This is a genomic window from Nocardioides sp., assembly GCF_030019515.1.
Classification (GTDB): Bacteria; Actinomycetota; Actinomycetes; order Propionibacteriales; family Nocardioidaceae; genus Nocardioides.
In genome coordinates this window covers 56,389-81,396 of sequence record NZ_JASEEQ010000013.1, presented here as the reverse complement: position 1 = coordinate 81,396, position 25,008 = coordinate 56,389, and the positions used below count along the sequence as shown (strand labels likewise).

Below are 25,008 nucleotides of genomic sequence, written 5' to 3'. Positions count from 1 at the left end.
GGGTGCGGTCAGTGGGTGAGCACGAGGCGCCGGTAGTGGGTCCGCACCGACTCGTGGCGGGCGAGGCGGTCGTGGCGGTTGCTGACGACGAACTCGACGAGCACGCCGGCGGCGACGACGGAGGCGATCAGACCGAACACGACGAACGCGAGGCCGAACGCGGCGAGGGTGGCGTAGAAGACCATGGCAAACCTCTCTACAGATGTAGACTCTACGTATGTAGAACGTAGCTCCGCCGGCCGCCCCGGACAAGCGCAGGGGTAGTGTCCCCGCTCACCGGCCCGGAGAGGTCGGAGCAGAGAGGTCGTGATGTCCGCGAGCCCGCGCCGTCGTCATCTCCTCGACGCCGCGCTCCACGTCATCGCCGACGAGGGGCTGCGCGGCCTCACCCACCGAGCCGTGGACCGCCGCGCCGGGCTGCCCGAGGGCAGCTGCTCGGCCTACTGGCGCACCCGCGCGGCGCTCCAGCGCGCGCTCACCGAGTACGTCGCCGAGACCCTCCTCGGCGACGTAGACGAGCTCGCGGAGCAGCTCCGGACCGACTGTGAGAGCGAGCAGGAGAGCGTCGACGCGGCGCTGTCGCTGTTCCTGCGCTGGCTGGACCAGCGGGAGCTGCTGGTCGCCCGTCTCGAGCTGAGCATGGCGGCGACGCGCGACCCCGGCCTGGCCGACCTGCTCGTCGACCACCGGTCCCGCCTGGTCACGCTGGTCGAGGGGATCATGACCACGTCGGGCAAGGGGTACCCGCGCGACCGCGCCGAGGCCCTGGTGGCGTCGTACGACGGCGTCCTGCTCGCGGCCCTGCTGCGACCGCCGGCCGCACGACGCGAGTTCCTGGCCCGGTCGCTCGAGCTGATCGGCGAGCAGCTCGGCGGTCGCGACGGGGCGTGACGAGGGTCTCGTCCACGCCGCGAGGACACGGTCTAATCTGGCCGGACACCTCGATCCACCCCTCCGATCACCCCCGATCACAACCTGAGATGGAGCTTGCATGCCCGAGGCAGTCATCGTTTCCGTCGCCCGCTCCCCCATCGGCCGGGCCAACAAGGGCTCGCTGAAGGACCTGCGGCCCGACGACCTGAGCGCGTTCATCATCAAGACCGCCCTGGACAAGGTCGAGGGCCTCGACCCGCACGCGGTCGACGACGTCTACCTCGGCTGCGGCCTGCCCGGCGGCGAGTCGGGCAACAACATGGCGCGGATCGTCAACGTGCTCAACGACATGGACGACGTCCCGGGCGCGACCATCACCCGCTACTGCGCCTCCTCGGTGCAGACCACGCGGATGGCGTTCCACGCGATCAAGGCCGGCGAGGGCGACATCTTCATCTCCGCCGGTGTCGAGATGGTCTCCCGCTTCGCGAAGGGCACCTCCGACCACTGGCCGGACACCCAGAACCCGCGCTACGACGAGGCGATGGCGCGCACCGAGAAGACCGCCGAGGGCGGCGTCGACTGGCACGATCCGCGTGAGGACGGGCTGCTCCCCGACGCCTACATCGCGATGGGGCAGACGGCCGAGAACGTCGCGCGGCTGCGCGGCCTGGACCGCAAGGAGCTCGACGAGTTCGGCGTGCGCTCCCAGAACCTCGCCGAGAAGGCCATCAACGCCGGCTTCTGGGCCCGGGAGATCACGCCGGTCACCACGCCCGACGGCACCGTCGTCAGCCAGGACGACGGCCCGCGCGCCGGCGTCACGTACGAGGCGATCTCGCAGCTCAAGCCGGTGTTCCGCCCCGACGGCGTGGTCACCGCCGGCAACTGCTGCCCGCTGAACGACGGGGCGGCGGCCGTGGTGATCATGTCCGACACCAAGGCGGCCGAGCTCGGCGTCACGCCGCTGGCGCGGATCGTCGCGACCGGCGTGAGCGGCCTCTCGCCCGAGATCATGGGCCTCGGCCCGGTCGAGGCGACCAAGCGGGCCCTGGCCCACGCCAAGATGAGCATCGGCGACATCGACCTGGTCGAGATCAACGAGGCGTTCGCGGCCCAGGTCGTCCCGTCCTACCAGGACCTCGGCATCGACCTGGACCGGCTCAACGTCAACGGCGGCGCGATCGCGGTCGGCCACCCGTTCGGCATGACGGGCGCCCGCCTCCAGAACACGATGCTGAACTCCCTGGACTGGCACGACAAGACCACCGGCCTGATCACCATGTGCGTCGGCGGTGGCCAGGGCATGGCGCTCATCCTCGAGCGGCTGTAGCGGGGCCGCGCAGCGGACCCGCTGATGGTGGTCGAGCGAGGCGCGCGACCGAGGAACGAGGTCGCGACCGCCGTGTCGAGACCGACCACCGTCGCGGAGCGTTTCTACCGGACGCCCCGGCCGCGGTCCGCGGCCGGGCGTCCGGCGTCCCACGATGGAGGTCACACGGCACGTCGGTCGATGACGCCCACGCCGTTCGGGAGGACGAATTAGACTGCCGGGGTGAACGACACCGGGGGAGACGACGCGCGCTGGCTCGACGACCAGGAGCAGCGCTCGTGGCGGGCTCTCCTGATGGGGATGACGCTCCTTCTTGACCGGCTGGACGACGAGCTGCGTCGCCACTGCGACCTGTCGCTGGTCGAGTACGAGATCCTGGTCCGCCTCTCCGAGGCTCCGGACCGCCAGATGCGGATGGCCCAGCTCGCCGACGCCCTCGCGCACAGCCGCAGCCGGGTGACCCACACCGTCGCGCGGATGGAGCACGCGGGCCTCGTGCTCCGCAAGAGCTCCCCCGACGACGGCCGCGGCGTGGTCGCGAGCATGACCGACAAGGGCTTCGACCTGCTCGTGCGGATGGCGCCCACCCACGTCGAAGGCGTCCGCGCCCACCTGGTCGACCTCGCCAGCCGCGAGGACTTCGAGGCCGTCGGCCGCGTGATGAACGCCGTCGCCGACCATCTCGTCGAGGCCCACCCCGAGATGGAGATGCGCTGACCTCGACGCGTGTCAGCGCGTCGAACGGAAGCGGGTCGAGCGAGCGAGCGAGCCTGCGAGCTCGCGACCGCGGGTCGAGACCCAGTAGCTGTGTGGGGCATCGACGTGGCGAAGGTCGAGCGAGCGCCCGCGGCTGAGCCTGCGAAGCCGCGACGGCGCGTGTCGAGACCCAGTCGGCACGTGGGGCATTGAAGCGCGCGAGACTCCGTGAGCGAAGGCAGGTCGGCGAGGCCGCGCACCGGCACGGGGATCTCGACAGGCTCGATCACCGGTGGCCGCTCGACCACCGGCCACCGAGGCCCGCTCAGTCCCGCGTGAGCCGCCGGTGCGTGACCCGGTGCGGGCGCGCTGCCTCGATGCCGAGACGCTCGATCTTGTTCTCCTCGTAGGAGGCGAAGTTGCCCTCGAACCAGAACCACTTCGCCTCGTCCTCGTCGTCGCCCTCCCAGGCGAGGATGTGGGTGGCGATCCGGTCGAGGAACCAGCGGTCGTGGGAGGTGACCACGGCGCAGCCCGGGAAGTCGAGCAGCGCGTCCTCGAGCGAGGACAGCGTCTCCACGTCCAGGTCATTGGTCGGCTCGTCGAGCAGCAGCAGGTTGCCGCCCATCTTCAGCGTGAGCGCGAGGTTCAGCCGGTTGCGCTCGCCGCCGGACAGGACGCCCGCCTTCTTCTGCTGGTCGGGTCCCTTGAAGCCGAACGAGGCGACGTAGGCGCGCGAGTTCATCTCGAAGTTCGCGACCTTGATGAAGTCCAGGCTGTCGGAGACGACCTCCCAGACGTTCTTGTTCGGGTCGATGCCGCCCCGGCTCTGGTCGACGTAGGAGATCTTCACGGTCTGGCCGACGGTCAGCACGCCGTCGTCGGGCTCCTCAGCGCCGGTGATCATCCGGAACAGCGTGGTCTTGCCGACGCCGTTGGGTCCGATCACGCCGACGATGCCCGCACGCGGGAGCGTGAAGGACAGGTCCTCCATGAGGGTCCGGCCCTCGAAACCCTTGGTCAGGCCCTTGGCCTCGAGCACCACGTCACCGAGCCGCGGGCCGGCCGGGATGTTGATGTCGGAGGTGTCGATCTTGCGGGCGCGGTCGGCCTCGGCGGCCATCTCCTCGTAGCGGGCCAGACGCGACTTGCTCTTCGCCTGCCGGGCCTTGGGGTTGGAGCGGACCCACTCCAGCTCCTTCTCCAGCATCCTGGCGCGCTTCGCGTCCTTCTGGCCCTCGATCTTCAGGCGATCCTTCTTGGTCTCCAGGTAGGTGGAGTAGTTGCCCTCGTAGCCGTGGATCTGGCCACGATCGACCTCGGCGATCCACTCCGCCACGTTGTCGAGGAAGTACCGGTCGTGGGTGACCGCGAGCACGGCGCCCGGGTAGCTCTTCAGGTGGCCCTCGAGCCACTGCACGGACTCGGCGTCGAGGTGGTTGGTCGGCTCGTCGAGGAGCAGCAGGTCGGGCTGCTGCAGGAGCAGCTTGCACAGCGCGACCCGGCGCCGCTCACCACCGGAGAGGTTGTCGACCAGGGCGTCGGGCGGCGGGCAGCGCAGCGCGTCCATGGCCTGATCGAGGCGGCTGTCGAGGTCCCACGCGTTCGCGTGGTCGAGGTCGGTCTGCAGGTCGCCCATCTCGGCGAGCAGCGCGTCGTAGTCGGCGTCGGGGTCGGCGAGCTCCTCGGAGATCGCGTTGTAGCGGTCGAGCTTGCCCTTGATCTCGCCGACCGCCTCCTCGACGTTCTCCAGGACTGTCTTGCCCTCGGTCAGCGGCGGCTCCTGCTGGAGCATGCCCACGGTGGCGTCGGGGTCGCGGATCGCGTCGCCGTTGTTGGGGTGGTCCAGGCCCGCCATGATCTTGAGCAGGGAGGACTTGCCGGCCCCGTTGGGGCCGACGACGCCGATCTTCGCCCCGTGCAGGAACGAGAGAGTCACGTTGTCGAGGACGACCTTGTCGCCGTGGGCCTTGCGCACGTTGCGCAGGGTGAACACATATTCCGCCATGGGGCCCGAGCCTAGTTGGCGAGCGGTGGTGGGGCCCGATCGGGGGGCCGCGGCGCCGACGGGCGGCCGGCCTCACGCGGCGGCCTCCTGCTGCGGCGTGTCCTGAGCGGGGGCAGGCCCGGCGGCGTCCGCCGCGCCGCCGTGGTCGGGGCGCGGCGTGCGGGTGAACCGGCTGGTGCCGCGGGCCAGGTCGTGGCCGATGTGGGTGGCCTCGATCTCGAAGCCGCTGACCTCGACGTTCTCCGCGTTGACCCACACCCGCAGGTCGAGGCGGCCGTGCACGACGATCGGATCGCCGCGGTGCAGGGAGGAGGCGCAGTTCTCGGCGAGCTGGCGCCAGACGTTGACGGTGTACCACTGGGTGGCGCCGTCGGACCAGTTCTCCGTCCGCCGGTTGAAGCGCCGCGGGGTGCACGCCACCCGGAAGCTGGCCACCGGGACGTCACCGGCGCTCCGCAGGGTCACGTCGCTGCCCAGCCACCCGTGCAGCGTGATGAGCGATTCGTTCATGGAGGTCTCCTTGCCTCGGTCGGGGTTGTCCCTGATCGAGGCTGGGCGGCCGCGCCGACACTCGGACGGTACGGCGGGAGACGCTGTGGAGACCGGTGCCGGAACCTGTGCTGTGGACGACGGGCGGGTCGGGCGACCGGGCGAGCGGGCGTCAGGCGAGGGCGCGGGTCAGCCCGTTGCGGACCGCGGTGTAGGCGGCCAGCTCGATCTCCACCGGGTCCACGACCAGCTCGTGGGAGACCTCCGCGACCGCGCCGCGCAGCCGTTCGTCGGCCGCCTCGGCGCGCCGGCGCGCGGCCCGGGCCACCCCGATCCGGCACAGCAGCGCGAGCAGCAGGCCGAGCCCGACCCCGCCGACGAGCAGCACCAGTGCCAGCGCGACGCCGGCGATCTGGGGGGTGTCGTTGTCCTGGAGCTTGCCGGAGCCGGCGAGCACGCCGGTCCACACCAGCCCCACGACGCTCGCGGCGAGCAGGAGCCAGTGGACGACCCGCACCAGGCCGGCCCAGAACGGCAGCCGGCCGGTGCCGACGTCGGCGTCCGCGAGGGCGCCGTCGAGCCGGTCGCCCAGGTCGTCGAGCCGGGACACGGACGCGCGACGCACCGCCTCCACCCAGGGCGTGGCGAGGCCGCTCGAGACGTCGTCGGCAAGGGTCCGGACCTCGGTGTCGACCCGCGCGCGCTGCACCTGCGCCGTCTGCGGCGAGGCCGTGCGCGCCCGGCCCGAGAGCTGGCGGCCATCGGCGCCCAGGTCGAGGTCGAGGTGCCGCAGCGGGTCGGGCTTGATCCCGGCGAGCCAGGTGAGCACGGGCCAGCCCGTGGCGCGACCCAGGCGCATCCGCGACGAGCGCTCCACGGCGTCGACGATGGTGGGCACCCCGGCAGCCTCGGCGAACGCGTCGTCGAGGGCCGTGACCCGCTCCGGGGAGAGGATCCGGGTCGGCGCGTCGCCGGAGGCGACCGACAGCTCGGTCGCGGCCGCCTTGACGTCCGCGTCGATCCGCGACCGGGTGGCCCGCTTCTCGCCGGCGCGGCGGGCGATCTCGGTGCGCAGCTCCGTGATGCCGGTGCCGTTCCGGGCGCTGACCGGCAGCACCGGGACCCGGTCGAGACCGTCGGCGTCGAGGAGCCGGCGTACGTCGTCGAGCATCGACGAGCGGCGCTCCTCCGGCACCGTGTCGATGTGGTTCAGGACGACCAGCATCACGTCCTGGTGCTCGGCCGAGGGCGCGAGGTAGCGGTCGTGGATGGCCGCGTCGGCGTACTTCTGCGGGTCCAGGACCCAGACCAGGAGGTCGGCGAGGTCGACCAGCCGGTTCACCTCGAGGTGGTGGGCGACCTCGGTGGAGTCGTGGTCGGGCAGGTCGAGGAGCACCACGCCGTCCAGCTCGGAGTCGGCGCCGCGCCGGCCCGAGTCGAGCATGGAGTCCCGCGTGGTCTGGTGCCGCGGCGGGATGCCCAGCCACTCGAGCAGCTCCTCGGCGCCGTCCCGCCCCCACACGCACGCCGAGGCCCAGGAGGTGGTCGGCCGGCGCACGCCGACGGCGGAGAGCTCGAGGCCGGTGAGGGCGTTGAACGTCGAGGACTTGCCGGAGCCTGTGGCGCCGCCGATGGCGACCACCGTGTGGGTCGCGGACAGCCGCAGCCGCCCGGCCGCCCGGTCGACGACCCCTTGCGCCTCGGCGACCAACCCGTCGTCGAGGCGGCCGCGCGCCGCGTACGTCGCGGCGTCGAGGCCCTCGATGCGGGCACCGATGTCGGTACCTCGGGTGACCAGCTTCTTGGCCCCCTCGAGCAAGGACGTCATGTTCTCCCTCGACCCGGCAGCGGCGGGGTGCAGCGGTGGGACAGTTCGATACCCACCCTAGGGGGTTGGGTGCTCACGACGTGGGCTCGACTCCCGACCGGGCCTGCTCGAACCTCCGGTCGTCGATCCGGCGCGAGGCCGCCCGCAGCAGGTCGGGAGCCGCCGCCGGCAGGTCGAGGCCGTCGAGGACGGCGACGTACCTGGTGCGCTCGGACTCCGCGAGCGTGGTGAGGCGGCGCTCCAGCGAGGCCCCCGCACGCTCGATCAGCGCGGCCACGGTCGCGTCCCCGAACACCGCGTCGAGCAGGGTCCGCCCCAGGTCGTCCGCCACGGGCGCTCCGCGCCGGAACGTCGCGACCATGAGGGCGACGCCCAGACCATGCACGCCATAGGCGAGGAAGCGGGCACTGGTGCGCTTGTCGGCGGCCTCGGCGCGCACGAGGTCGAGCACCTCCTCCTGCCAGGCGCGCACCTCCGACTCCGCTCGGCGGCGCAGGTCGCCCGCGGCCCTGCCGAGGTCGTCGCGGCCGGCCAGGAGCCCCGGGCCCACGTCGGACTCCGCCCAGGCGGTGTGCACGCGCGTGGCCGCGGACTCTGCGTGGTCGAGCACCAGGGCCTCGGCGGCCGCCTCGACCGCCAGCAGCACGCGGTCGGCCTGCTGGGGCGTGCCCCTGACCGCGCTGACGACCCGCTCGCGCAGCCGGCCGACGCGGTTGTCGAGGCTGCGCAGCAGCTCGCCGGTGCCGACCAGCTCCTGCCACCGGGCCAGGACCTCCCCGCGCAGCAGCGTGCCGTCACCGGACTCCCGCACGAGCCCGGCAGCGGCGTCGTCGTACGCCTCGTTCGCCCGCGCCCGCAGGTCGGCCGCCGCCTCGAGCTGCGCCGCCACGGCGTCGGCGACCTGGTGGGTCTGTCGGCCGAGGGCCCGGATCGTGCCGTCGAGGGTCTGCCGGACGACCAGCGCGCGGGCGTCCCCGTCCTCGGCCAGCGCGGTCAGCCAGCCGCGGATGTCGGCGACCTCCCTGGCCGCGAGCAGCCCGTCCTCGGTGATCGGGGCCTCGTTGACGGTGAACAGCGGCGAGTCCTTCAGGCCGCGGCTGGCGAGCATCCGGGCCAGGTGCGCGGCCACGGTCTGCACGGCGTCGGCGGGGGTGCGGTCGAGGACGACGGCGACGGCCGTGGAGCGCTCCGCGGCCTGGCGCAGGTAGTCCCAGGGCACCTGGTCGGAGTAGCGGGCGGCCGAGGTCACGAACAGCCACAGGTCGGCCGCCGCGAGCAGCTGGGCGGCGATCGTGCGGTTGTGCTCCTCGACCGAGTCGACGTCCGGGGCGTCGAGGACGGCCAACCCCTCGGGGACGGTCTCGCACGCGACCAGCTGCAGCGCGTGCGGGTCGTCGGTGGCGTGGTCCGTGCGCACCAGGTCGGGGAGCAGCCGGTCCTGGCCGAACCAGGTCGCGTCGTCGGGGTGGTGCACCAGCACGGGCGAGCGCGTCGTGGGCCGCAGCAGGCCGGAGGCGGTGACCCGTCGGCCCACCAGCGAGTTGACCAGCGTCGACTTGCCGGCGCCCGTGGAGCCGCCGACGACGACCAGCAAGGGTGCGTCGACGGTCATCTGACGCGGGATGACGTAGTCCTCGAGCTGGTCGATCATCTGCTGTCGCGACGTACGCCGCTCCTCCACGCCCGGGACGTCCAGCGGCAGCCGCGCGGCCTGGAGGGCGCCCCGCAGCTGCACCAGGGCGGTGAGCATCCGGGTGTCCATCTGGTCGCTCTCGTCGCGGGAGAGACTCATCGGGTCGGTACCACCTGTCCGGGGAAGGCGATCGACGGCCGCAGGGCCGCGATCCGCTGGAGGAACTGCTGTCCGCGCTCGGCGTAGTCCGGCGGCGGGGTGCCGCGCAGGAACCGGTAGTGCAGGAAGCCGAGCTCGATGGCGGCCTGCTGGTAGTCGCGCACCACGCGCTCCGCATCGCGGCCACCCACTCGGCGCGCGTAGGCACGGCTTCGGCGCCGGGCTCCGAGGTCGACCACCCAGCCGATGTCGGTCGCCGGCATCAGGCCGCGGCGCGCGGCGTCGGTCAGGGCGGCCGCCAGCACCCGGCGCTCCGAGCTGCGCACCCACACGGCGAAGCCGGCCAGCGCCACGAAGGCGGGCGCCATCAGCACGACGTACGCGATGACGAAGTTGTCGAACCCGTAGACCGTCGACGTGTTCCAGACGGCATGTGCGACCACAGCACCCGCGTACCCGCCGAGCGGCCACAGGATGCGGGCGGCGTGGCTGCGGGAGTTGACGGCGAGGCCCACGCCGATGCCGGTGAACGCAGTGAAGAGGGGGTGGGCGAACGGGCTGAACAGGCAGCGCACCACGAACGTGGCGGTGAGCGCCTCGGTGCCGCCGGGGCCCGCGCCGTCGGTGCCGTTGTACGCCGCGGCCAGGTAGAGGATGTTCTCGGTGAAGGCGAAGCCGATGCCGACCATGCCGGCGTACACGATGCCGTCGAGCACGCCGTCCAGCTCGGCCAGGCGCCACCACAGCAGGAGCAGCAGGAAGAGCCCCTTGCTCGCCTCTTCGGTGACCGGCGCGACGACGGCGAGGCTCTGGTTGTCGGTGAAGGAGACCACGAAGCCCCCCACGCCCTGGATGAGCAGCGCGGCCGCGGTGGCCACGAAGCAGCCCCAGAGCAGGCCGGCGGCGAGCAGGGTGCGCGGCTCCGGCTCGTAGCGGTCCAGCCACAGGTAGCAGGCCACCAGCGGCCCGACCGGCAGCGCGGCCAGCACGGTCGCCAGGGCCAGCGAGCCGGGTGCGCCCGAGAAGACCAGCAGGGCGAGGATCGCCAGCGCGCCGAGGCACACGAGCACGGTCACCACGACCGCGAACGCGACCGACGAGGTCGCACGGTCGCGGCGGGCACCAGGCATGGACGGCAGCCTATCGGGGGAGGTCGGCGCGGCCGTGGTCGTGGCGGCGCGCGGCGTAGAGTGGGCGCGTGAGCGAGCAGACCCCTCCCGAGGGCACCGACCCGTCCACCCAGCCCGCCGCGCCGCACACCGAGTCCCACGACCCGGCGGTCCCGGCCGCGTACGCCGCGTTCATGCGCGAGGGCTGGGGCGATCGCGAGCTCGACCTGCCGGTCGAGCCTGTCGCCGCTCCGGCGGCGCTCCGCCGGGCCCGGCTCGCCGAGGCGTTCCCCGGTGAGCGCCTCGTGCTCCCGGCCGGCACCTTCAAGGTCCGGGCCAACGACACCGACTACCGGTTCCGCCCCGACACCGCCCACGCCTACTTCTCGGGCAACCAGACCAGTGACGCCGTCCTCGTCGTCGCCGACGGTGAGCCGGTGCTGTACGCCCGGCCGCGCTCGTCGCGCGAGACCGACGAGTTCTTCCGGGACCGGCAGTACGGCGAGCTCTGGGCCGGGCGCCGCCCGTCGCTCAAGGAGATGTCGGACTCGCTCGGCCTCCCGGTGCGCCACCTCGACGACCTGCCCGCCGCCCTCCAGGGCGCAGGGAAGACCCGGGTCCTGCGCGGCGTGTCCGCAGCGGTGGACGCAGCCGTGAGCCCGGACGAGGCCCGCGACTCCGAGCTCGCCCGCGTCGTCTCGGAGATGCGGCTGGTCAAGGACGACTGGGAGCTCGAGCAGCTCCAGGAGGCCTGCGACATCACCACGCTCGGGTTCGAGGACTCGGTGCGCGAGTGGGCCGACGTGCTGCGCTACGGCGAGCGCTGGATCGAGGGCACCTTCTTCCGTCGCGCCCGGGCGATGGGCAACGACATCGGCTACGACTCGATCGTCGGCGGCGGCTCGCACGCCACCACGCTGCACTGGATCGAGAACTCCGGCCAGATCACGCCCGGCGAGCTCGTGCTGCTCGACATGGGCGTGGAGAACCGGTCGCTCTACACCGCCGACGTGACCCGGACCCTGCCGGTCGACGGCCGCTTCACCGACCTGCAGCGCGAGCTCTACGACCTCGTGCACGCCGCCCAGGAGGCCGGCATCGCGGCCGCGGTCCCCGGCCAGCCGTTCCGCTCGATCCACAACGCCGCGATGGAGGTGCTGGCGCACGGCCTCGAGGGCCTGGGGCTCCTCCCGGTCTCCGCGGAGGAGGCGCTCGACCCCGAGAGCCGGGTGTACGCCCGCTGGACCCTGCACGGCACCAGCCACATGCTCGGTCTCGACGTGCACGACTGTGGCCAGGCGGCTCCGGAGGCGTACGCCGAGGGCACCCTCGCTGCGGGCATGGTGCTCACCGTCGAGCCCGGCCTGTACTTCCAGGAGGACGACCTGCTGGTGCCCGAGGAGCTGCGCGGCATCGGCATCCGGATCGAGGACGACATCCTGGTCGCCGCCGACGGGCCTCAGAACCTCTCCGCCGCACTCCCCCGCACCTCCGGGGACGTCGAGGAGTGGATGGGCGCGCTTCGCCGCTGAGCGCGCCGGTCGGCCGGTCGATGACCACGGACCGACCAAGCGCGCTTGGGGCTGCTGCGGCATACTGACGGCGAATTGGCGATGCCGTCGAACGACACCGAGGTTGTACCCACGGTGTCCCGACTGCACTTCCGATTCCCCGCCCCCGTAGCTCAGCTGGATAGAGCAGCGGCCTTCTAATCCGCCGGTCGCAGGTTCGAGTCCTGCCGGGGGCGCCTTCAGATCGTGCCGCTGCCGGCCGACGCTCAGCCGTCGACCCCGGTCGCTGCGTGCGCCTCGCCGACCGGCTTGCTCTGGGACGACCCGCGCTGCCGCAGGTAGATCGCCAGGACCGCCATCGTCGCGATGGCCAGGAACTCGCTCTGCCAGTTCTGCAGCGTCCGGTTCCAGAAGTCGGCGTTGAGCAGGTAGGAGCCCCAACTGACCGGGTCCTGCATGCGCTCCAGGCGGGTCTGGTTGTACGACGCCCAGCCGGCGACCGACTGCACCGACCAGGAGGCGAGGAAGATGACGCCCATCACCATCGCCAACGAGGACGAGTACACGCGGGTCCGCCAGCCGCCGCGTGCCCATGAGGGCGAGTCGTCCTGGGCGTACTCCCCCACCAGCTGGTCCTCGTCGGACTCCCGCCCGACCTTGTCCAGCTCCTTGGACTCCGGCGAGCCACGCTGGACCAGCCAGACGGTGGCCGTGAGGTAGAGCCAGAACTGCAGGAACTCGCTCTGCCAGTTCTCCGCGACGTCCACCGCGAAGTCAGCCGACGTGAGGTACGAGCCCAGGCCGATGCTGCCGAGGCCCTCCGCCACCTGGTCTGCGTTGAACTGGTGCCACCCCGCGAACGCCTGGCCGACCAGCGAGGCCGCGAACAGCATCCCGAAGAACAGACTGAGGGAGTTCTCCCGGACGAAGGTCCGCACGGCCCGGCCCATCAGGCGTGCCTCAGGGCGATGACCATCAGGTAGAGCAGGCCGGACGAGATCAGCAGGAGATAGCCGAAGAACACGACGCGCACGTCACCCTCCCTTGACCTGGCAGTCGTAGGGGCCGTGCGGCTGCGGCCGACAGGCCGCCGCCATCACCCGCCACCCGAACTGGAACCGGGACAGGAACGCCGTGTCGTCGCCGTAGCGGACCTGCGCCGTCGTGCCAAAGACATGCACCGAGCCGACCGCCCCCGCTCCAGGCAGGTCCTCGGAGAGGATCGCCTCCCGGCAGGGCGCCTCGGCCGACTCCTCCAGCTCCTGGACGGTGCCGGGCGCGAGGGCGTCACAGGCGGCGCCGCCGTCGTGGGACCCGACGGCGGCGTAGAACGAGTCGGCGACCCGCCGGACCTCCCCGTCCTGGCTGTTAGCGCAGCCGGCGACCGAGACCAGGACGACCAGGCCGACGACCGCTGTCGCGACGCTGCTCCCCCGCGCTCGGACCATGGTCCTGAGGTGCCCGCATCGAGCCGGACCCAAACGGACGAGGTACGTCGACGCTTCCGGCCGCGAGCGGCCTGCGGGTGTGCGTGGGTGGCGGCGTCCGGCGGGACTCAGCGGTCCTCGGGACGGTCGGCCTCGGCGATCGGGTGCTGGTACTGCTCGCGCTCCGCCGGGTCGAAGTCCTCCTGGTCGGGGCGGTTGACGTGCTCCTCCGGCGACTCGTCCAGCGTCTCGGCCGCGCTGGCGTCCGAGATCCCCTCCTCGTCCGGGACCGCGTCGGTGTCGACGGCCCGGAGCTCCTCCACCGGCTGCTTGGTGCGCTCTCGATCTCCCATGCCGGTCGGGTACCCGCCCGCGGCACGGGCATTCCCACCAGGTGGTCGGGCAGGGCCCCTCAGCGACCGGTCGCCACGCTGCGCCCGCGGTCGGGCGTGAACCCGTGTGTCATGCCCCAGGCGACGGCCTGCGCGCGCCGGGTGACCTCGATCTTGCGGTAGGCGGTGCGGATGTAGGTCTTCACCGAGTTGATCGAGAGGTAGGTCTGCTGGGCGATCTCCTGGTTGCTCAACCCCTGGGTGATCAGGGCCAGCACCTCGGCCTCGCGGGCCGTGAGTCCGACCTCGCGGCCGGGCCACACCCCGCTCACGTCCCGGTCCACGGTCTCCGCGGACGGCGGCGGAGACACGGTCTCCCCGCGGTGGATCGCCTCGATCGCGGCCACGATCTCGCCCGCGCTCATGCCCTTGGAGAGGTAACCGGCGGCCCCGTGCTCGAGCGCGCGCCGCACGAGGTCGGGCTGCAGGTTCCAGCTGAAGATCACGACCGGCGCCGTGTCGCCGGCGAGCAGGTCCTCCAGGTCGACCGCGTCGCCCTGCACCTGGCCGAAGGTGTCGTAGAGGACCACGTCCACGTCGCTGATGACCGGCAGCTGCGAGTCGAGCTCCACGACCGCGACGCGGTCGTGGTGGGGGGCGAGCATCGCGGCGACACCTGCGATGACGATCTCGTAGTCGTTGACGATCGCGACCCGGATCGGTGAGCTGGGCATGGCGTCACCCTATGCCGCCGTCCCATGGACGTCAGTGTGATGCGGTCGACACGCGCGCCAATCCCCGGAATCAGCACGCATTCGGGATACAAAGGTGCTGGCCCCGCTTGGTATGAGCTCGCGGGGCCTATTCCTTTCCGGGACCTGGCAGGGCGAGGGTCAGGCCGACCCGGACGCGGCGTACGCGTCGATCTCCCCGAGGATGCGCGACTGCACGTCAGGCTCGGCGAAGGACGCGCGTACGGCGGTGCGCGCCAGCTCGGCCACCCCCGCCTGGTCGAGGCCCAGCAGGTCCGCCGCCACCTCGTACTCGCGGTTCAGCGTGGTGTTGAACATCGGCGGGTCGTCGGAGTTGACGGTCACGACGACCCCGGCGTCGCGGAACGCCCGGATCGGGTGCTCGTCCAGGGCCGCCACCGCCCGGGTCGCGACGTTGGAGGAGGGACACACCTCGAGCGGGATCCCACGTTCGGCGAGCAGCACGAGGAGCTCCGCGTCCTGGGCCGACGACGTGCCGTGCCCGATGCGCTCGGCGCCCAGCAGGTCGATCGCGTGCCGGACCGTCTCCGGACCGGTCGTCTCCCCGGCGTGCGGCACGCTGTGCAGGCCGGCCGCGCGCGCTGCGTCGAAGTGCGGCCGGAACTGCGGGCGGGGGACGCCGATCTCCGGGCCACCGAGCCCGAAGCCGACCAGCGCGTCGGTGCGGTGGTCGAGGGCGTACGCGAGGGTGGCGTCCGCCGCGGGCAGGCCGGCCTCCCCGGGAATGTCGTAGATCCACCGCAGCACCAGCCCGAAGTCGCGCTCGACGGCGACGCGGGCATCCTCGATGGCCTCGGTGTAGGCCTCGATCGGCATGCCCTTCCCGAGCTCGTGCGGTCGCACGGAGGTGTACGGCGTGCAGGTCAGCTCGGCGTACCGCAGGCCCTGGCCGGTGGCCATCTCCCGCCCGATCTCGTGGGTCAGGTAGCGGATGTCCTCGGGGGTGCGGACCAGGTCGACGACCGCGAGGTAGACCTCGACGAAGTGCGCGAAGTCGCGGAACTCGAAGAAGCGGCGCAGGGCGTCCGGGTCGCTCGGAACCGTGCCCGGGTGCCGCTCGGCGAGCTCGGAGACGATCCGCGGTGAGGCGGATCCCACGTGGTGGACGTGCAGCTCCGCCTTCGGCAGTCCGGCGATGAAGGTGGCGAGGGGGTCGCTGGTGCTCACCCGACGGAGTCTCCCAGCGCGGGGCACGGAAGCGGAAAATCCCGACGCCTCGATCAGCCCCGCCGGTCCGCGGAGGGCCTCGGGACGTCAGGCGGGCGGCGCAGCAGGCGACACCGTCCGTCTGACGTCCCGGGGGACCGCTCGAGCCGGTCGAGACCCCGGATCCATGCCGGCGCTGCGGGTCAGCCGATCTTGTCGACCAGGTTCGAGGCGAGGTCGTCCATCGTCCGACCGTCCTGGAACACCTTGCCGTCGAGCAGCACCGTCGGGGTGCCGCGGACGCCGGCGTCGAGGGCGGCCTGGGTCGCGTCGCCCACCCACGCCTTGCCGTCGCCGGCGGCGAGGCCCTTCTTCAGCTCGGCCTCGTCGGCGCCCGCCTCGACGGCGAGCTTGATCAGGTCGTCGTCCGAGGGGAACGGGCCGGACTCGCTCGGCTGGTTCTCGTACAGCAGGTCGTGCAGCTTCTTGGCCACGTCGGGACCGGACTTGTCGAGGACGACCGCGAAGACGGCGGCGGAGCGCTCGGAGTAGTCGCCGATCGTGGAGAGCAGGTTGAAGGGGCGGTACTCGACCTGCACCTTGCCGTCCGCGGCGAGCCTGGCAAGGTCGTCGCGGCTCGCGTCCTCGAGCTGCCCGCAGTAGGGGCAGAGGAAGTCCTCGTAGATCACGACGTCGTGGGGGGCGTCGTCCGGGCCGATGGTCAGGCCGTACTTGCTTCCCCCCGCGGCGGGCGCCTGCACGTCCTTGGACGTGTCGAGCGCTCGGGACAGGAAGTACCCGCCGACGATGATCACGAGCAGCGCGAGAACGACCCCGCCGACCATCAGGTTGCGGCGCCGGCGTTCCTGCTGCTGCTGCTCATGCATTGCAGCTGCCGCGCGCTCGGCGCGACCGACGGGACGGCTCTTCTTCGACATCAGGGTCCTTCGGGCTCGGGGACCCGGCCGAAGAGGACCGAGTCCAGTGCCAGGCGCGTGGACGGCAGCCAGGCGACGAACAACGAGACGAGCAGGAGGGCGCCGTCGCGGGCGATCTCCCAGGGGTACTTCGAGGCCGCGTCGGGGTCGTAGCCCCCGCCCCCGAAGCAACCGCAGTCGATGGTGATGCCGCGGGCCCACACCGACGCGATGCCGATGATGAACGCCACGAACAGCAACGCGGACACGAGGGCCGACGCGCGGGTCAGCAGGCCGAGGACCAGGGTCGCACCCACCACGATCTCGACCACGGGGAGCAGCTGCCCGACCGGCTCGACCAGCGACGCGGGGAGCAGCTGGTAGGCGCGTACGGCGTCGACGCTCTGGGCGGGGTCCGGCAGCTTCACGGCGCCGGCCGCGATCCAGACGCCACCGGTCACCAGGCGCGCGAGCAGACCCAGCCACCCCGTCACCCTCGTCGCCACGTCGCGACCCTAGAGCCCGAGGCTGAACACTGACTGAGAGCAGGGCCGTCCCACGCTCGGGTCTAGGGTGGCTGCCGTGAACGAACGACTCGTCTGGATCGACTGTGAGATGACGGGCCTGGATCTGCGGGCCGACGCCCTGATCGAGGTGGCCGCGCTGGTCACCGACTTCGACCTCAACGTGCTCGGGAGCGGGGTCGACCTGATCGTCAAACCGCCCGCAGAGGCTCTCGACCAGATGAACGAGTTCGTCCGGGACATGCACGAGCAGTCCGGGCTGCTGCGCGAGCTCGACTCCGGGATCTCGCTCGACGACGCCGAGGAGCAGGTCCTGTCCTACATCAAGGAGTTCTGCCCCGACGGCAGCCGCCCACCGCTGGCCGGCAACACCGTGGCGACCGACCGGGCGTTCCTCGCCAGGGACATGCCGACCCTGGAGACCTTCCTGCACTACCGGATCGTCGACGTGTCCTCGATCAAGGAGCTCTCGCGCCGGTGGTACCCCCGGGCGTACTTCCAGGCGCCGGCCAAGCGCGGCAACCATCGGGCCCTCGCCGACATCCAGGAGAGCATCGAGGAGCTGCGCTACTACCGCGACGCGGTCTTCGTGCCGTCCCCCGGCCCCGACAGCGACGCGGCGCGGACGATCGCCCTCAAGCACGGCGGCTCGCTCACCGGGCTCTCCGGCGCGGAGGCCTCGGAGCCGGCGTCCGAGACGGGGGCCGATTCTGCGGATCAGCCGTAGTTCCCCTACACTTTCGGTCGGTCCCGACACCTCGGGATCGCTCATGGTGGGTGTAGCTCAGCTGGTAGAGCACCTGGTTGTGGTCCAGGTGGCCGCGGGTTCAAGTCCCGTCACTCACCCCAGGCACATCGGGCCCCCGACCAGTCAGCTGGCCGGGGGCCCGATCGCCTTCGGGGCCGGTCGGCTCACTCGGGGAGGGCGTCGTACGCCGTCTCCCGGCTCGCCAGCATCGCGACGAGCGCCAGGGCCGCCACCGCGGTCAGGTACCACGCAGGCGCCAGGACGCTGTCGGTGACAGCGATCAGGGCCGTCGCCACGAGCGGTGCGGTGCCCCCGAAGAGGGCGTTGGCCGAGTTGAAGCTGAACGCGAAGCCGCTGTAGCGCACCGAGGTCGGGAAGATCTCCGAGAGGAAGACGGGCAGCGTCCCGTCGTTCATCGTCAGCATCACCCCGAAGGCGACCTGGATCGCCACCAGGGGGACCACCCCGACGCGACCGGCCAATGCGAACAGCGGCACCGAGGCCAGCACGAAGAGCACCGACGCGGAGATCAGCATCCGGCGCCGGCCCCACCGGTCCGAGAGCCGCCCCATGCCGAAGATCGCCCCGATGTACACGGTGAGCGCGATCGAGGAGGACAGGAACGCCGTCGTCTCGCCGAGGTCGAGCTCGGTGGTCAGGTACGTCGGCATGTAGCTGAGCAGCAAGTAGAACGCGACCGCGTTCAGCGAGGTGACACCGAAGGCGATCACGACAGCGCGACGATGGGTGCTCAGCAGCACCCGGATCGGCGACCGCTCGGCGACCTCGACGGCCGCCTGACGGCGCGCGCACAGCTCCCGGAACCTCGGGGTGTCCTCGAGGTGCAGCCGGATGTAGCGGCCGATCAGCCCGAACGGCCCGGCGAGCAGGAAGGGCAGCCGCCACCCCCAGCTCTCGAGGGCCGCATCGCTGAGCAACGCGTGCAACACGGTGGCGAGGACCGATCCGAGAAGCAGCCCGGCGGCGGTGCTCGCCGGGACGATGCTCGTGTACAGCCCACGCTGGCGGTCGGGCGCGTACTCGGCCAGGAAGGCCGACGCTCCGGCGTACTCACCGGAGGCCGAGAACCCCTGGCAGAGGCGGGCCACCAGCAGCAGCGCGGGCGCCCCCAGGCCGATCGTCGCGTAGCCCGGGATCAGCGCGATCGCGAACGAGGCCCCCGACATGATGAGGATCGAGACCGACAGTGCCGCCCGGCGCCCGTATCGGTCCCCGACGTGGCCCCAGAAGATGCCGCCGATCGGCCTGACCACGAACGAGATCGCGAAGACGGCGAAGGTCGCGAGCAGCGCCGTGGTCGGGTCCGAGTCCGGGAAGAACACGTCCGCGATCACCGTGGCGAGGTAGCCGTAGGCGGCGTAGTCGAACCACTCGACGAAGTTGCCGATGAAGCTGGCAGTGGCCGCCTTGTGCAATGACCGCCGGTCGACGGCCTCTCCTGCCCCCCCACCGGGGAGAACGGCTACCTCGCTCACGGTGCGCGCCCGTCGGGTGCGTCAGCCCGGGAGTCGCGCGGCGGAGGCCGGATCGGCGGGCGGCCCGTCAACCTGCCGACGCCCCCGACGGAGACTGGACACGACCTCGCCCATGCCACCTACGACGATGAAGGCACCGCCGACGACCTGCATCACGCTCAGCGCCTCGGAGAACGCGACGACGCCGACACCGGCACCGACGACGCACTCCCAGTAGGAGACCGTCGAGAGCTCGACCGCTCGCAGGTGCCGGCCGGCGACGGTCAGCAGGCCGAGAGCCCCGAAGCCGATCAGCGCGGCCATCACGATCAGCCACACCCAGCTCGAGCCGTCCATGTCGGCCAGGCTCGGTCCGGAGAACAGGAAGATGATGCCGATGCCGACCGCGCCGAACACGAAGTTGTAGAAGCCGCGCACGTCGCTCGCGACGTCAGTGCGGTAGCGCGACAGGAACAGGAACAGGCCGTAGCCGGCGCCCGAGAGCAGCCCGAGCATGTCGCCCTTGAAGGTGTCCCCGGAGAAGGACAGGCCGACGGAGACGCCCGAGCCGTCGATGCTGACGAGGCCCAGGATCAGGATCATCCCGAAGAAGACCAGCCCGAGGAACAGGGCGGTCAGCGGCTTGATCCGCTCCTTGAGGAAGATCGCGGCCAGGATGGCCGAGATCAACGGACCGGTGTAGATCAGGAAGACCGCGTTGGCGAGCGAGGTGAACTTGGTCGCGGACACGTACGCCGCCAGGCAGGTGCCGAGCGCCATGCCGCCGACGATCATCGCCGGTGAGAGCCGGGTCGACCGCAGGGCCGGGAGACGACGGGCGAACGCCAGGATGAACAGGCAGCCGGTCGCGCCGGCGAGCATCCGGAAGAACGCGATCACGTCGCCGGTGGTCGAGATGTGCCGGGCGAAGTACCCGACGAAGCCCATCAGGGTGGCCGAGACCGCCATGGTGGCGAAGCCGAGGTTCTTGTTGACGTGGAGCTGGCCGGGGGCCGCGGGGGCTCCCGGCCGGGGGATCGACGTGGTGGTCATGATGCCTCTTCGGATCGAGCGCTGGGTGGCGTGGGGCTGGGCTCCCGGGTGCCGCCACGGCGGCACCCGGGAGCCCGCTGGTCAGACGAGAGTGACGTCACCGAAGGCGGTGTCGGTGAAGTACTCCTCGCAGTCGCCCTCGCGGTTCACGTCGGCCGTCGCGCAGTGCAGGCCGCCGCCGAAGGGGTAGGCGTCGCGGAAGTCGATCGGGATCACGTTCATCCCGAGCTTGTCCATCTGCTCCTGCTGGTGCACCTCGGAACCCTCGACGATCACGGTCTTGTGGTCCAGGACCAGGCAGTTCATCGACAGCCAGACCGAGCTGTAGCACAGCGGCGGGGGCTCGGTGTGCGCCGGCTGCGCCGCGTCGACGATCTCCCAGCCGTTCTTCTCGAAGACCGCGCGCTGGTCGTCAGGAAGGCGACGGTGCGGGTTGTTGATGATCAGTCCCGGACGCAGCGGCACGAAGGTCGCGTCGATGTGGATCGGGTAGGGGTCGCCGGGGAAGTTCACCGCGTGCACCCGGAGGTCCGGGTAGCGCCGCTTGAACCACTCCATCGCCTTGCGGTTGGTGGTGAGGCCGTGCTGGATGAACAGGTCCTTGCCGAGGCGCAGCACGTCGGCGGCGTCGAAGAGGATCTCCTTCTCGGTGGTGACGAAGTCCTTCGCCGCGGTGCGCTCGAGGCGCTCCTCGAGCGAGATCTGCTCGTCGTAGTAGTTGTGCTTGTACGACGCGTCGCTCAGGCGCGGCCGCGGCGCCTGGCTCCACAGGAACTCGGGGTCCTCGTCGAAGTACCGCTCGAGCAGCGGCCGGTAGGCGAGGTACTCCCAGTAGCGGCAGCGGAACGACATCGCGGCCTCGACGATCTCGTTGCCGATGGTGAGCAGTACGTCGCGCGGGGGCATCGCGGTCATCATCGACTCGGTGCGGAAGTCCGGCGTGTTGACCGGGGCGTTCCACTGCAGCGGCGTCGGCCGGTCGACCTTCACGCCGCGCTCCTCGAGGATCTTCACGAGGTTGTCGAGCTGGGCGTTGGCCTTCTCGACGGTCTCGAGCGGCCGGGGTCCCCAGCTGCCGCGCATCGGGCTGTCGATCGGGACCTTCTCCGAGGTGGCGGGCTCCTCCGGCGGGATGCAGCTGTGGTCCGCCCGTCCGACGATGACGTGCTTGAGCGGGTCGAAGTCGTTCCACGAGTTGACGATCTTGGTCATCGCGTGACTCTCCTGTTGGATGCGCTCCCGATCGGGAGCTGGTTGGACTCCTCCAGGACGGGCGCCACGAGAAATGCGAGAACGCGCAGGAGACGGACACGGTTGCACCAATCCTGGAGCGGATGGTGGGCGACCGGTCGGCGGTCCACGTCTGCGCGTTGTCCACACCTTCGTCCGTCGGCGCGCCCGGATACAGAGGAGGACGACCCGCAATTTCCGGGGACCTTGGTCCCGGGGCCGTCACTCCCGCGCAAGCTGCAGCAGGGCATGGAACTCCACCTCCGTGAGCGATCGCGACCGGCCGGCCTCGAGGTCCCCCAACAGGACCGGGCCGACCCGGACGCAGACCAGGCGCTGCGGCGGCTGGTGCAGCGCGATCAGCAGCCGGCGGGCCCCCCGCTTCGTGGTCTCGCGCAGCGAGATCTCGACCATGCTCGAGCGCGGGGCGCTGACCACGACCCGGAAGTCGTCCACGCCGAGTCGGGCGCCGTCCACGACGACTCCCGCACGCAGCTGGGCCTCGAGCCCGGGCGGGACCGGCCCCGGCAGCTGCGCGAGGTAGGTGCGGGTCAGCGCGCGAGCGGTCAACCGGCCGGCCAGAGCGCCGTCGTTCATCAGGATCTGCAGCCCAGCCGTCTCGGCGTCCAGCCGTCCGACATGGAAGAGCCCTCGGTTCGCGGGACCGACGAGGTCGCCGAGGCAGGCCCGCCCCAGCGGGTCGTGCATGGTGGCGACCACGCCCGGCGGCTTGTTCACGACGACGTACTGCAGGTCACGGGCGGTGTCGACCGGGCTGCCGTCGACGGTGATCGGGGTGACCGCCGGATCCACCTTGGTCAGGGGGTTGGTGACGACGACTCCGTCGACGCTCACCCGCCCCGCGATGATCAGCTGGTCGCAGACGCGACGCGAGCCCGCACCGGAGCGCGCGAGAGCCTTGTCCAACCTGACAGGGTTCGCCGCGATGGCTGTCATGCCTCGACGGTGTCAGGGCCAGGCACCTCCGCCCAGGGACGAACGACCCCGGCACGCGGGCGGAGGGCCCGACCGTGCGTCCGGACTGGCGTCCGGAGCCTCCTCAGATCCCGTCGCGCTCGATCGGGCAGCTCATGCAGCGCGGGCCGCCCCGGCCCCTGCCGAGCTCGTTGCCCTGGATGGTCACGACCTCGATCCCGTTGCGGCGCAGGAACGTGTTCGAGGTGAGGTTGCGCTCGTAGGCGACGACGACCCCGGGCCGAACGGCGAGCACGTTGTTGCCGTCGTCCCACTGCTCCCGCTCGGCGGCGTGCACGTCCTGGGTCGGGGTGAGCACGTTGACGTGGTCGATGCCGAGTGCGGCGGCGATGGCGTCGTGCATCTGGTCCGGGGCGTGGGCGGTGACCGCGAGCTCGAACTCGCTGGCGCCTGGCTCGACGGTGTACGACGGCAGCATCCCGAGGCCGGCGTACTTGGTGAAGGTGTCCTCGTTGACCATGGTCATCACGGTGTCCAGGTGCATGAACGCCCTCTTGTGCGGCATCGAGACGGCAACGATCCTGCGGGCCCGGCCGGACGCGAACAGTCGACGGGCCAACCGCTCGACGCCCGCGGGGGTGGTGCGCTCGCTCATCCCGACCAGGACCGCGCCGCGGCCCAGAACCAGGATGTCTCCGCCCTCGGTGGTGGCCTGGCCGTTCGTCGATCCATCGCCCCAGACGTTGAACCCGGTGCCGGCGAAGAACGGGTGCCAGCGGTAGATCGCCTCGTAGTGGACGGTCTCGCGCATCCGCGCCCGCTTGCGCATCGAGTTCACCGACACACCGTCGTAGATCCACGCGGACGTGTCGCGGGTGAACAGGTGGTTCGGCAGCGGCGGGAGTAGCAGGTCGTCCAGGCCGAGCGCCTGCACGACCAACGACGGCGGCTCGGGGATGCGCTCGAGCAGCTCGCGCTTGGTGATCCCCCCGATCAGGAGCCGGGTCAGCTCCCGGTCCTCCATGTCGGTGAAGAGCTGGTAGAGGGCGTCCAGCGCCATCGGGCCGTAGACCCGCTCGTCGAGGGACTCGGTGAGGATGTGCTTGCGGGCCTCCGGGATCGCAAGGGTCTCGCTGAGCAGCTCGTCGAGCAGGTGGACGCGGACGCCGAGATCGCGCAGCGTCCGGGCGAACGCGTCGTGCTCGCGCTGAGCCTGGTCGACCCACAAGACGTCGTCGAACAGGAACTCGTCCTTGTTCGTCGGGGTCAGCCGTCTCATCTCCAGGTCGGGCCGGTGCAGGATCGCCTGTCGCAGACGACCCACCTCGGAGTCGACGTGCAGGGTGTTCATGAGGATGCCTCCTTCGCGACCGGCCCGGGGGTCGGTGCCGCGGGCAGCGTCGGTCGCCTGATGGGCGCTCGGTCAGAGCGCTCGGGTCCTCCAAGGACGGCGCCCGGCGAAGACAGTGGCACGCGCAGGACACCCGGCACCGGCCCTGGAGCGGATGTGGGCGACCGGTCGGCGGTCCACGACTGCGCGTGCCCCCACCATGCGGGTGGCCCGGGCGCCCGGGCAGGGGCCCACGTCACCGGCCGCCGGGACGAACGTCCTCGTCCGCGGACGGCTCGATCAGGCGCTGCCGACCACCTCGGAGTGCACGGCCGCGATCCTGTCCCAGCCGGTCGCTCCGAGCGTGACGACCGCGACCGGGAAGATCCCGAGGTTCTCCTTGTCGATGTGCACCGAGAGGTGGTCCAGCAGCTCCTCGACGCGCGCCTCGAGGTCGCCGTCCTCCAGGCCGAGGTCGGAGAGCGCCTCGTCGAAGTCGGCATGCTCCCCCTCCAGCTCGGCGACGGCGTCGCCGAAGTCGCCCTGGTCCTTCAGCGCCCGGAACAGGCCGCGCTCCTCCCGGTCCACGTGGTGTCCCAGGTCGTGCGCGAGCCGGGCGAGCAGCTGCCAGGCGCCGCGACGGTCACCGGTGTCGAGATGACGGCGGATCTCCCCGCCGACGTCGAGCAGCGCGAGGTGCTCGTCCATGAGCTGGGCGATCGGCTCGACGCCACGGCAGCCGCAATGCTCACACACGCGAGTCGTCCCACCCGCGCCGCGGGCGGTGGCTGCCGAGCAGCTCGTCACGTCCCCGGTAGACGATGTAGGGCCGGGTCAGGTAGCCGACCGGAGCACTGAACACGTGCACCAAGCGCGTGAACGGCCACAACGCGAACAGCCCGAACGCCACCAGGGCGTGCAGCTGGAAGCCGATCGGCGCGTCGCCCATCAACGATGCGTCGGGCTGGAAGGCGAGGAACGAGCGGTACCAGATCGAGACGCCCTCCCGATAGTTGTACTCGCCGCCGACCGTCATGACCGACCCTGCCACGGTGTTCCACATCCCGAGCACGATCGCCGCGGCCAGGAACGCGTACATCACCTTGTCCATGACGGTCGTGGCCGAGAACACGGGTCCGACGGTGCGGCGCCGGTAGATCAGGATCACCATGCCGACCACGGTCATCACGCCCGCGATCAGGCCACCGGTCACCGCGACGACGTGGTACGCCTCGTGGCTGATGCCGACCGCGTCCGTCCACGACTGCGGGAGGAGCAGCCCGATGATGTGTCCGCCGACCACGCCGAGCATGCCGAAGTGGAACAGCGGCGACCCGAGCCGCAGCAGCCGGTCCTCGTAGAGCTGGGAGGACCGGGTGGTCCAGCCGAACTTGTCGTAGCGGTAGCGCCAGAAGTGCCCGACCACGAACGTCGTGAGGCACAGGTAGGGCACGATCACCCACAGGAAGGTGTCCATG

Annotated in this window: 25 protein-coding genes and 2 tRNA genes; 7 read left to right on the top strand and 20 right to left on the bottom strand. The window is 71.3% G+C overall.

Features of this window, described 5'->3' with window-relative positions; genetic code table 11:
* Nucleotides 1–8: 8 nt before the first annotated feature.
* Entirely contained in the window at nucleotides 9–185 is a 177-nt protein-coding gene (locus QMC84_RS17545) for a hypothetical protein (RefSeq protein WP_300376922.1), read from the bottom strand.
* A 124-nt stretch (nucleotides 186–309) separates the two neighbouring features.
* On the opposite strand from QMC84_RS17545, the gene QMC84_RS17540 reads away from it, so the two are divergent.
* The 3 genes from QMC84_RS17540 to QMC84_RS17530 all read left to right on the top strand — a co-directional run bounded on the left by QMC84_RS17540 (nucleotide 310) and on the right by QMC84_RS17530 (nucleotide 2,923).
* On the top strand, nucleotides 310–891 hold the full coding sequence (locus QMC84_RS17540) for a TetR/AcrR family transcriptional regulator (protein ID WP_300376919.1): 582 nt from the start codon (nucleotides 310–312) through the stop codon (nucleotides 889–891).
* Between the two features lie 100 nt (nucleotides 892–991).
* A complete protein-coding gene (locus QMC84_RS17535) occupies nucleotides 992–2,206 on the top strand; it encodes an acetyl-CoA C-acetyltransferase (protein ID WP_300376917.1) in 1,215 nt (404 codons plus the stop codon).
* Nucleotides 2,207–2,428: 222 nt separating this feature from the next.
* On the top strand, nucleotides 2,429–2,923 hold the full coding sequence (locus QMC84_RS17530) for a MarR family transcriptional regulator (RefSeq protein WP_300376916.1): 495 nt from the start codon (nucleotides 2,429–2,431) through the stop codon (nucleotides 2,921–2,923).
* A gap of 304 nt (nucleotides 2,924–3,227) precedes the next feature.
* Here QMC84_RS17530 and ettA read toward each other — a convergent pair whose 3' ends face one another.
* The 5 genes from ettA to QMC84_RS17505 form a co-directional block, all read right to left on the bottom strand.
* On the bottom strand, nucleotides 3,228–4,910 hold the full coding sequence (gene ettA / locus QMC84_RS17525) for an energy-dependent translational throttle protein EttA (protein ID WP_300376914.1): 1,683 nt from the start codon (nucleotides 4,908–4,910) through the stop codon (nucleotides 3,228–3,230).
* A 72-nt stretch (nucleotides 4,911–4,982) separates the two neighbouring features.
* On the bottom strand, nucleotides 4,983–5,420 hold the full coding sequence (ssb, locus tag QMC84_RS17520) for a single-stranded DNA-binding protein (protein WP_300376912.1): 438 nt from the start codon (nucleotides 5,418–5,420) through the stop codon (nucleotides 4,983–4,985).
* A 151-nt stretch (nucleotides 5,421–5,571) separates the two neighbouring features.
* Complete coding sequence (locus QMC84_RS17515; protein WP_300376910.1) at nucleotides 5,572–7,227, bottom strand: GTPase; 1,656 nt, start codon at nucleotides 7,225–7,227, stop codon at nucleotides 5,572–5,574.
* Between the two features lie 73 nt (nucleotides 7,228–7,300).
* On the bottom strand, nucleotides 7,301–9,019 hold the full coding sequence (locus tag QMC84_RS17510; RefSeq protein WP_300376908.1) for a dynamin family protein: 1,719 nt from the start codon (nucleotides 9,017–9,019) through the stop codon (nucleotides 7,301–7,303).
* Nucleotides 9,016–10,149 (bottom strand): PrsW family intramembrane metalloprotease, encoded by a 1,134-nt coding sequence (locus tag QMC84_RS17505; RefSeq protein WP_300376906.1) that lies wholly within the window; start codon nucleotides 10,147–10,149, stop codon nucleotides 9,016–9,018. The genes QMC84_RS17510 and QMC84_RS17505 overlap by 4 nt, the downstream gene beginning before the upstream one ends.
* A 68-nt stretch (nucleotides 10,150–10,217) precedes the next feature.
* On the opposite strand from QMC84_RS17505, the gene QMC84_RS17500 reads away from it, so the two are divergent.
* Together QMC84_RS17500 and QMC84_RS17495 are read left to right on the top strand one after the other, a co-directional pair.
* Nucleotides 10,218–11,660, top strand: coding sequence for an aminopeptidase P family protein (locus tag QMC84_RS17500; protein ID WP_300376904.1), 1,443 nt, complete (start codon nucleotides 10,218–10,220; stop codon nucleotides 11,658–11,660).
* 141 nt (nucleotides 11,661–11,801) lie between these two features.
* A tRNA-Arg gene (locus QMC84_RS17495) sits at nucleotides 11,802–11,875 on the top strand.
* Nucleotides 11,876–11,905: 30 nt separating this feature from the next.
* On the opposite strand, the gene QMC84_RS17490 is transcribed toward QMC84_RS17495, so the two are convergent.
* The 7 genes from QMC84_RS17490 to QMC84_RS17460 form a co-directional block, all read right to left on the bottom strand.
* On the bottom strand, nucleotides 11,906–12,589 hold the full coding sequence (locus QMC84_RS17490) for a DUF6766 family protein (RefSeq protein ID WP_300376903.1): 684 nt from the start codon (nucleotides 12,587–12,589) through the stop codon (nucleotides 11,906–11,908).
* Nucleotides 12,590–12,673: 84 nt separating this feature from the next.
* Nucleotides 12,674–13,087 (bottom strand): hypothetical protein, encoded by a 414-nt coding sequence (locus tag QMC84_RS17485; RefSeq protein WP_300376901.1) that lies wholly within the window; start codon nucleotides 13,085–13,087, stop codon nucleotides 12,674–12,676.
* Nucleotides 13,088–13,194: 107 nt separating this feature from the next.
* Nucleotides 13,195–13,419 carry a hypothetical protein gene (locus QMC84_RS17480; RefSeq protein WP_300376899.1) on the bottom strand — a complete coding sequence of 75 codons (225 nt, stop codon included), beginning with the start codon at nucleotides 13,417–13,419 and terminating at the stop codon, nucleotides 13,195–13,197.
* A 59-nt stretch (nucleotides 13,420–13,478) separates the two neighbouring features.
* On the bottom strand, nucleotides 13,479–14,132 hold the full coding sequence (locus QMC84_RS17475) for a response regulator transcription factor (protein ID WP_300376897.1): 654 nt from the start codon (nucleotides 14,130–14,132) through the stop codon (nucleotides 13,479–13,481).
* Nucleotides 14,133–14,291: 159 nt separating this feature from the next.
* Entirely contained in the window at nucleotides 14,292–15,338 is a 1,047-nt protein-coding gene (locus QMC84_RS17470; RefSeq protein ID WP_300376895.1) for an adenosine deaminase, read from the bottom strand.
* 182 nt (nucleotides 15,339–15,520) lie between these two features.
* On the bottom strand, nucleotides 15,521–16,255 hold the full coding sequence (locus QMC84_RS17465) for a thioredoxin domain-containing protein (RefSeq protein ID WP_300376893.1): 735 nt from the start codon (nucleotides 16,253–16,255) through the stop codon (nucleotides 15,521–15,523).
* A complete protein-coding gene (locus tag QMC84_RS17460) occupies nucleotides 16,255–16,740 on the bottom strand; it encodes a MauE/DoxX family redox-associated membrane protein (protein WP_300376891.1) in 486 nt (161 codons plus the stop codon). The genes QMC84_RS17465 and QMC84_RS17460 overlap by 1 nt, the downstream gene beginning before the upstream one ends.
* Before the next feature lie 76 nt (nucleotides 16,741–16,816).
* On the opposite strand from QMC84_RS17460, the gene orn reads away from it, so the two are divergent.
* Both orn and QMC84_RS17450 read left to right on the top strand, forming a co-directional pair.
* On the top strand, nucleotides 16,817–17,485 hold the full coding sequence (gene orn, locus QMC84_RS17455; RefSeq protein WP_300376889.1) for an oligoribonuclease: 669 nt from the start codon (nucleotides 16,817–16,819) through the stop codon (nucleotides 17,483–17,485).
* A gap of 46 nt (nucleotides 17,486–17,531) precedes the next feature.
* Nucleotides 17,532–17,607 (top strand) — tRNA-His (locus QMC84_RS17450).
* A 63-nt stretch (nucleotides 17,608–17,670) separates the two neighbouring features.
* Here the strand turns inward: QMC84_RS17450 and QMC84_RS17445 are convergent.
* From QMC84_RS17445 to narI, 7 genes are all read right to left on the bottom strand, one after another.
* Nucleotides 17,671–18,942 carry an MFS transporter gene (locus tag QMC84_RS17445; protein ID WP_366145763.1) on the bottom strand — a complete coding sequence of 424 codons (1,272 nt, stop codon included), beginning with the start codon at nucleotides 18,940–18,942 and terminating at the stop codon, nucleotides 17,671–17,673.
* A gap of 81 nt (nucleotides 18,943–19,023) precedes the next feature.
* Nucleotides 19,024–20,034 carry a DMT family transporter gene (locus tag QMC84_RS17440; protein WP_300376885.1) on the bottom strand — a complete coding sequence of 337 codons (1,011 nt, stop codon included), beginning with the start codon at nucleotides 20,032–20,034 and terminating at the stop codon, nucleotides 19,024–19,026.
* A gap of 81 nt (nucleotides 20,035–20,115) precedes the next feature.
* On the bottom strand, nucleotides 20,116–21,246 hold the full coding sequence (locus QMC84_RS17435; RefSeq protein ID WP_300376883.1) for a serine/threonine protein kinase: 1,131 nt from the start codon (nucleotides 21,244–21,246) through the stop codon (nucleotides 20,116–20,118).
* Nucleotides 21,247–21,486: 240 nt separating this feature from the next.
* Nucleotides 21,487–22,221 (bottom strand): pseudouridine synthase, encoded by a 735-nt coding sequence (locus tag QMC84_RS17430; protein WP_300376881.1) that lies wholly within the window; start codon nucleotides 22,219–22,221, stop codon nucleotides 21,487–21,489.
* 103 nt (nucleotides 22,222–22,324) lie between these two features.
* Nucleotides 22,325–23,551 carry an arginine deiminase gene (locus QMC84_RS17425; RefSeq protein ID WP_300376879.1) on the bottom strand — a complete coding sequence of 409 codons (1,227 nt, stop codon included), beginning with the start codon at nucleotides 23,549–23,551 and terminating at the stop codon, nucleotides 22,325–22,327.
* Between the two features lie 279 nt (nucleotides 23,552–23,830).
* Nucleotides 23,831–24,286, bottom strand: a complete 456-nt coding sequence (locus tag QMC84_RS17420; protein ID WP_300376877.1) for a hemerythrin domain-containing protein — start codon at nucleotides 24,284–24,286, stop codon at nucleotides 23,831–23,833.
* Nucleotides 24,279–25,007 (bottom strand): respiratory nitrate reductase subunit gamma, encoded by a 729-nt coding sequence (gene narI / locus QMC84_RS17415; protein WP_300376875.1) that lies wholly within the window; start codon nucleotides 25,005–25,007, stop codon nucleotides 24,279–24,281. Before narI ends, QMC84_RS17420 begins: the two co-directional genes overlap by 8 nt.
* Nucleotide 25,008 lies beyond the last annotated feature (1 nt).

Coding starts and splice junctions, on each gene's coding strand:
- QMC84_RS17545 (WP_300376922.1), bottom strand. CDS start 185: ATGGTCTTCTACGCCACCCTCGCCGCGTTCGGCCTCGCGTTCGTCGTG.
- QMC84_RS17540 (WP_300376919.1), top strand. CDS start 310: ATGTCCGCGAGCCCGCGCCGTCGTCATCTCCTCGACGCCGCGCTCCAC.
- QMC84_RS17535 (WP_300376917.1), top strand. CDS start 992: ATGCCCGAGGCAGTCATCGTTTCCGTCGCCCGCTCCCCCATCGGCCGG.
- ettA (WP_300376914.1), bottom strand. CDS start 4,910: ATGGCGGAATATGTGTTCACCCTGCGCAACGTGCGCAAGGCCCACGGC.
- ssb (WP_300376912.1), bottom strand. CDS start 5,420: ATGAACGAATCGCTCATCACGCTGCACGGGTGGCTGGGCAGCGACGTG.
- QMC84_RS17515 (WP_300376910.1), bottom strand. CDS start 7,227: ATGACGTCCTTGCTCGAGGGGGCCAAGAAGCTGGTCACCCGAGGTACC.
- QMC84_RS17510 (WP_300376908.1), bottom strand. CDS start 9,019: ATGAGTCTCTCCCGCGACGAGAGCGACCAGATGGACACCCGGATGCTC.
- QMC84_RS17505 (WP_300376906.1), bottom strand. CDS start 10,149: ATGCCTGGTGCCCGCCGCGACCGTGCGACCTCGTCGGTCGCGTTCGCG.
- QMC84_RS17490 (WP_300376903.1), bottom strand. CDS start 12,589: ATGGGCCGGGCCGTGCGGACCTTCGTCCGGGAGAACTCCCTCAGTCTG.
- QMC84_RS17485 (WP_300376901.1), bottom strand. CDS start 13,087: ATGGTCCGAGCGCGGGGGAGCAGCGTCGCGACAGCGGTCGTCGGCCTG.
- QMC84_RS17480 (WP_300376899.1), bottom strand. CDS start 13,419: ATGGGAGATCGAGAGCGCACCAAGCAGCCGGTGGAGGAGCTCCGGGCC.
- QMC84_RS17475 (WP_300376897.1), bottom strand. CDS start 14,132: ATGCCCAGCTCACCGATCCGGGTCGCGATCGTCAACGACTACGAGATC.
- QMC84_RS17465 (WP_300376893.1), bottom strand. CDS start 16,255: ATGTCGAAGAAGAGCCGTCCCGTCGGTCGCGCCGAGCGCGCGGCAGCT.
- QMC84_RS17440 (WP_300376885.1), bottom strand. CDS start 20,034: ATGACCACCACGTCGATCCCCCGGCCGGGAGCCCCCGCGGCCCCCGGC.
- QMC84_RS17435 (WP_300376883.1), bottom strand. CDS start 21,246: ATGACCAAGATCGTCAACTCGTGGAACGACTTCGACCCGCTCAAGCAC.
- QMC84_RS17430 (WP_300376881.1), bottom strand. CDS start 22,221: ATGACAGCCATCGCGGCGAACCCTGTCAGGTTGGACAAGGCTCTCGCG.
- QMC84_RS17425 (WP_300376879.1), bottom strand. CDS start 23,551: ATGAACACCCTGCACGTCGACTCCGAGGTGGGTCGTCTGCGACAGGCG.
- narI (WP_300376875.1), bottom strand. CDS start 25,007: ATGGACACCTTCCTGTGGGTGATCGTGCCCTACCTGTGCCTCACGACG.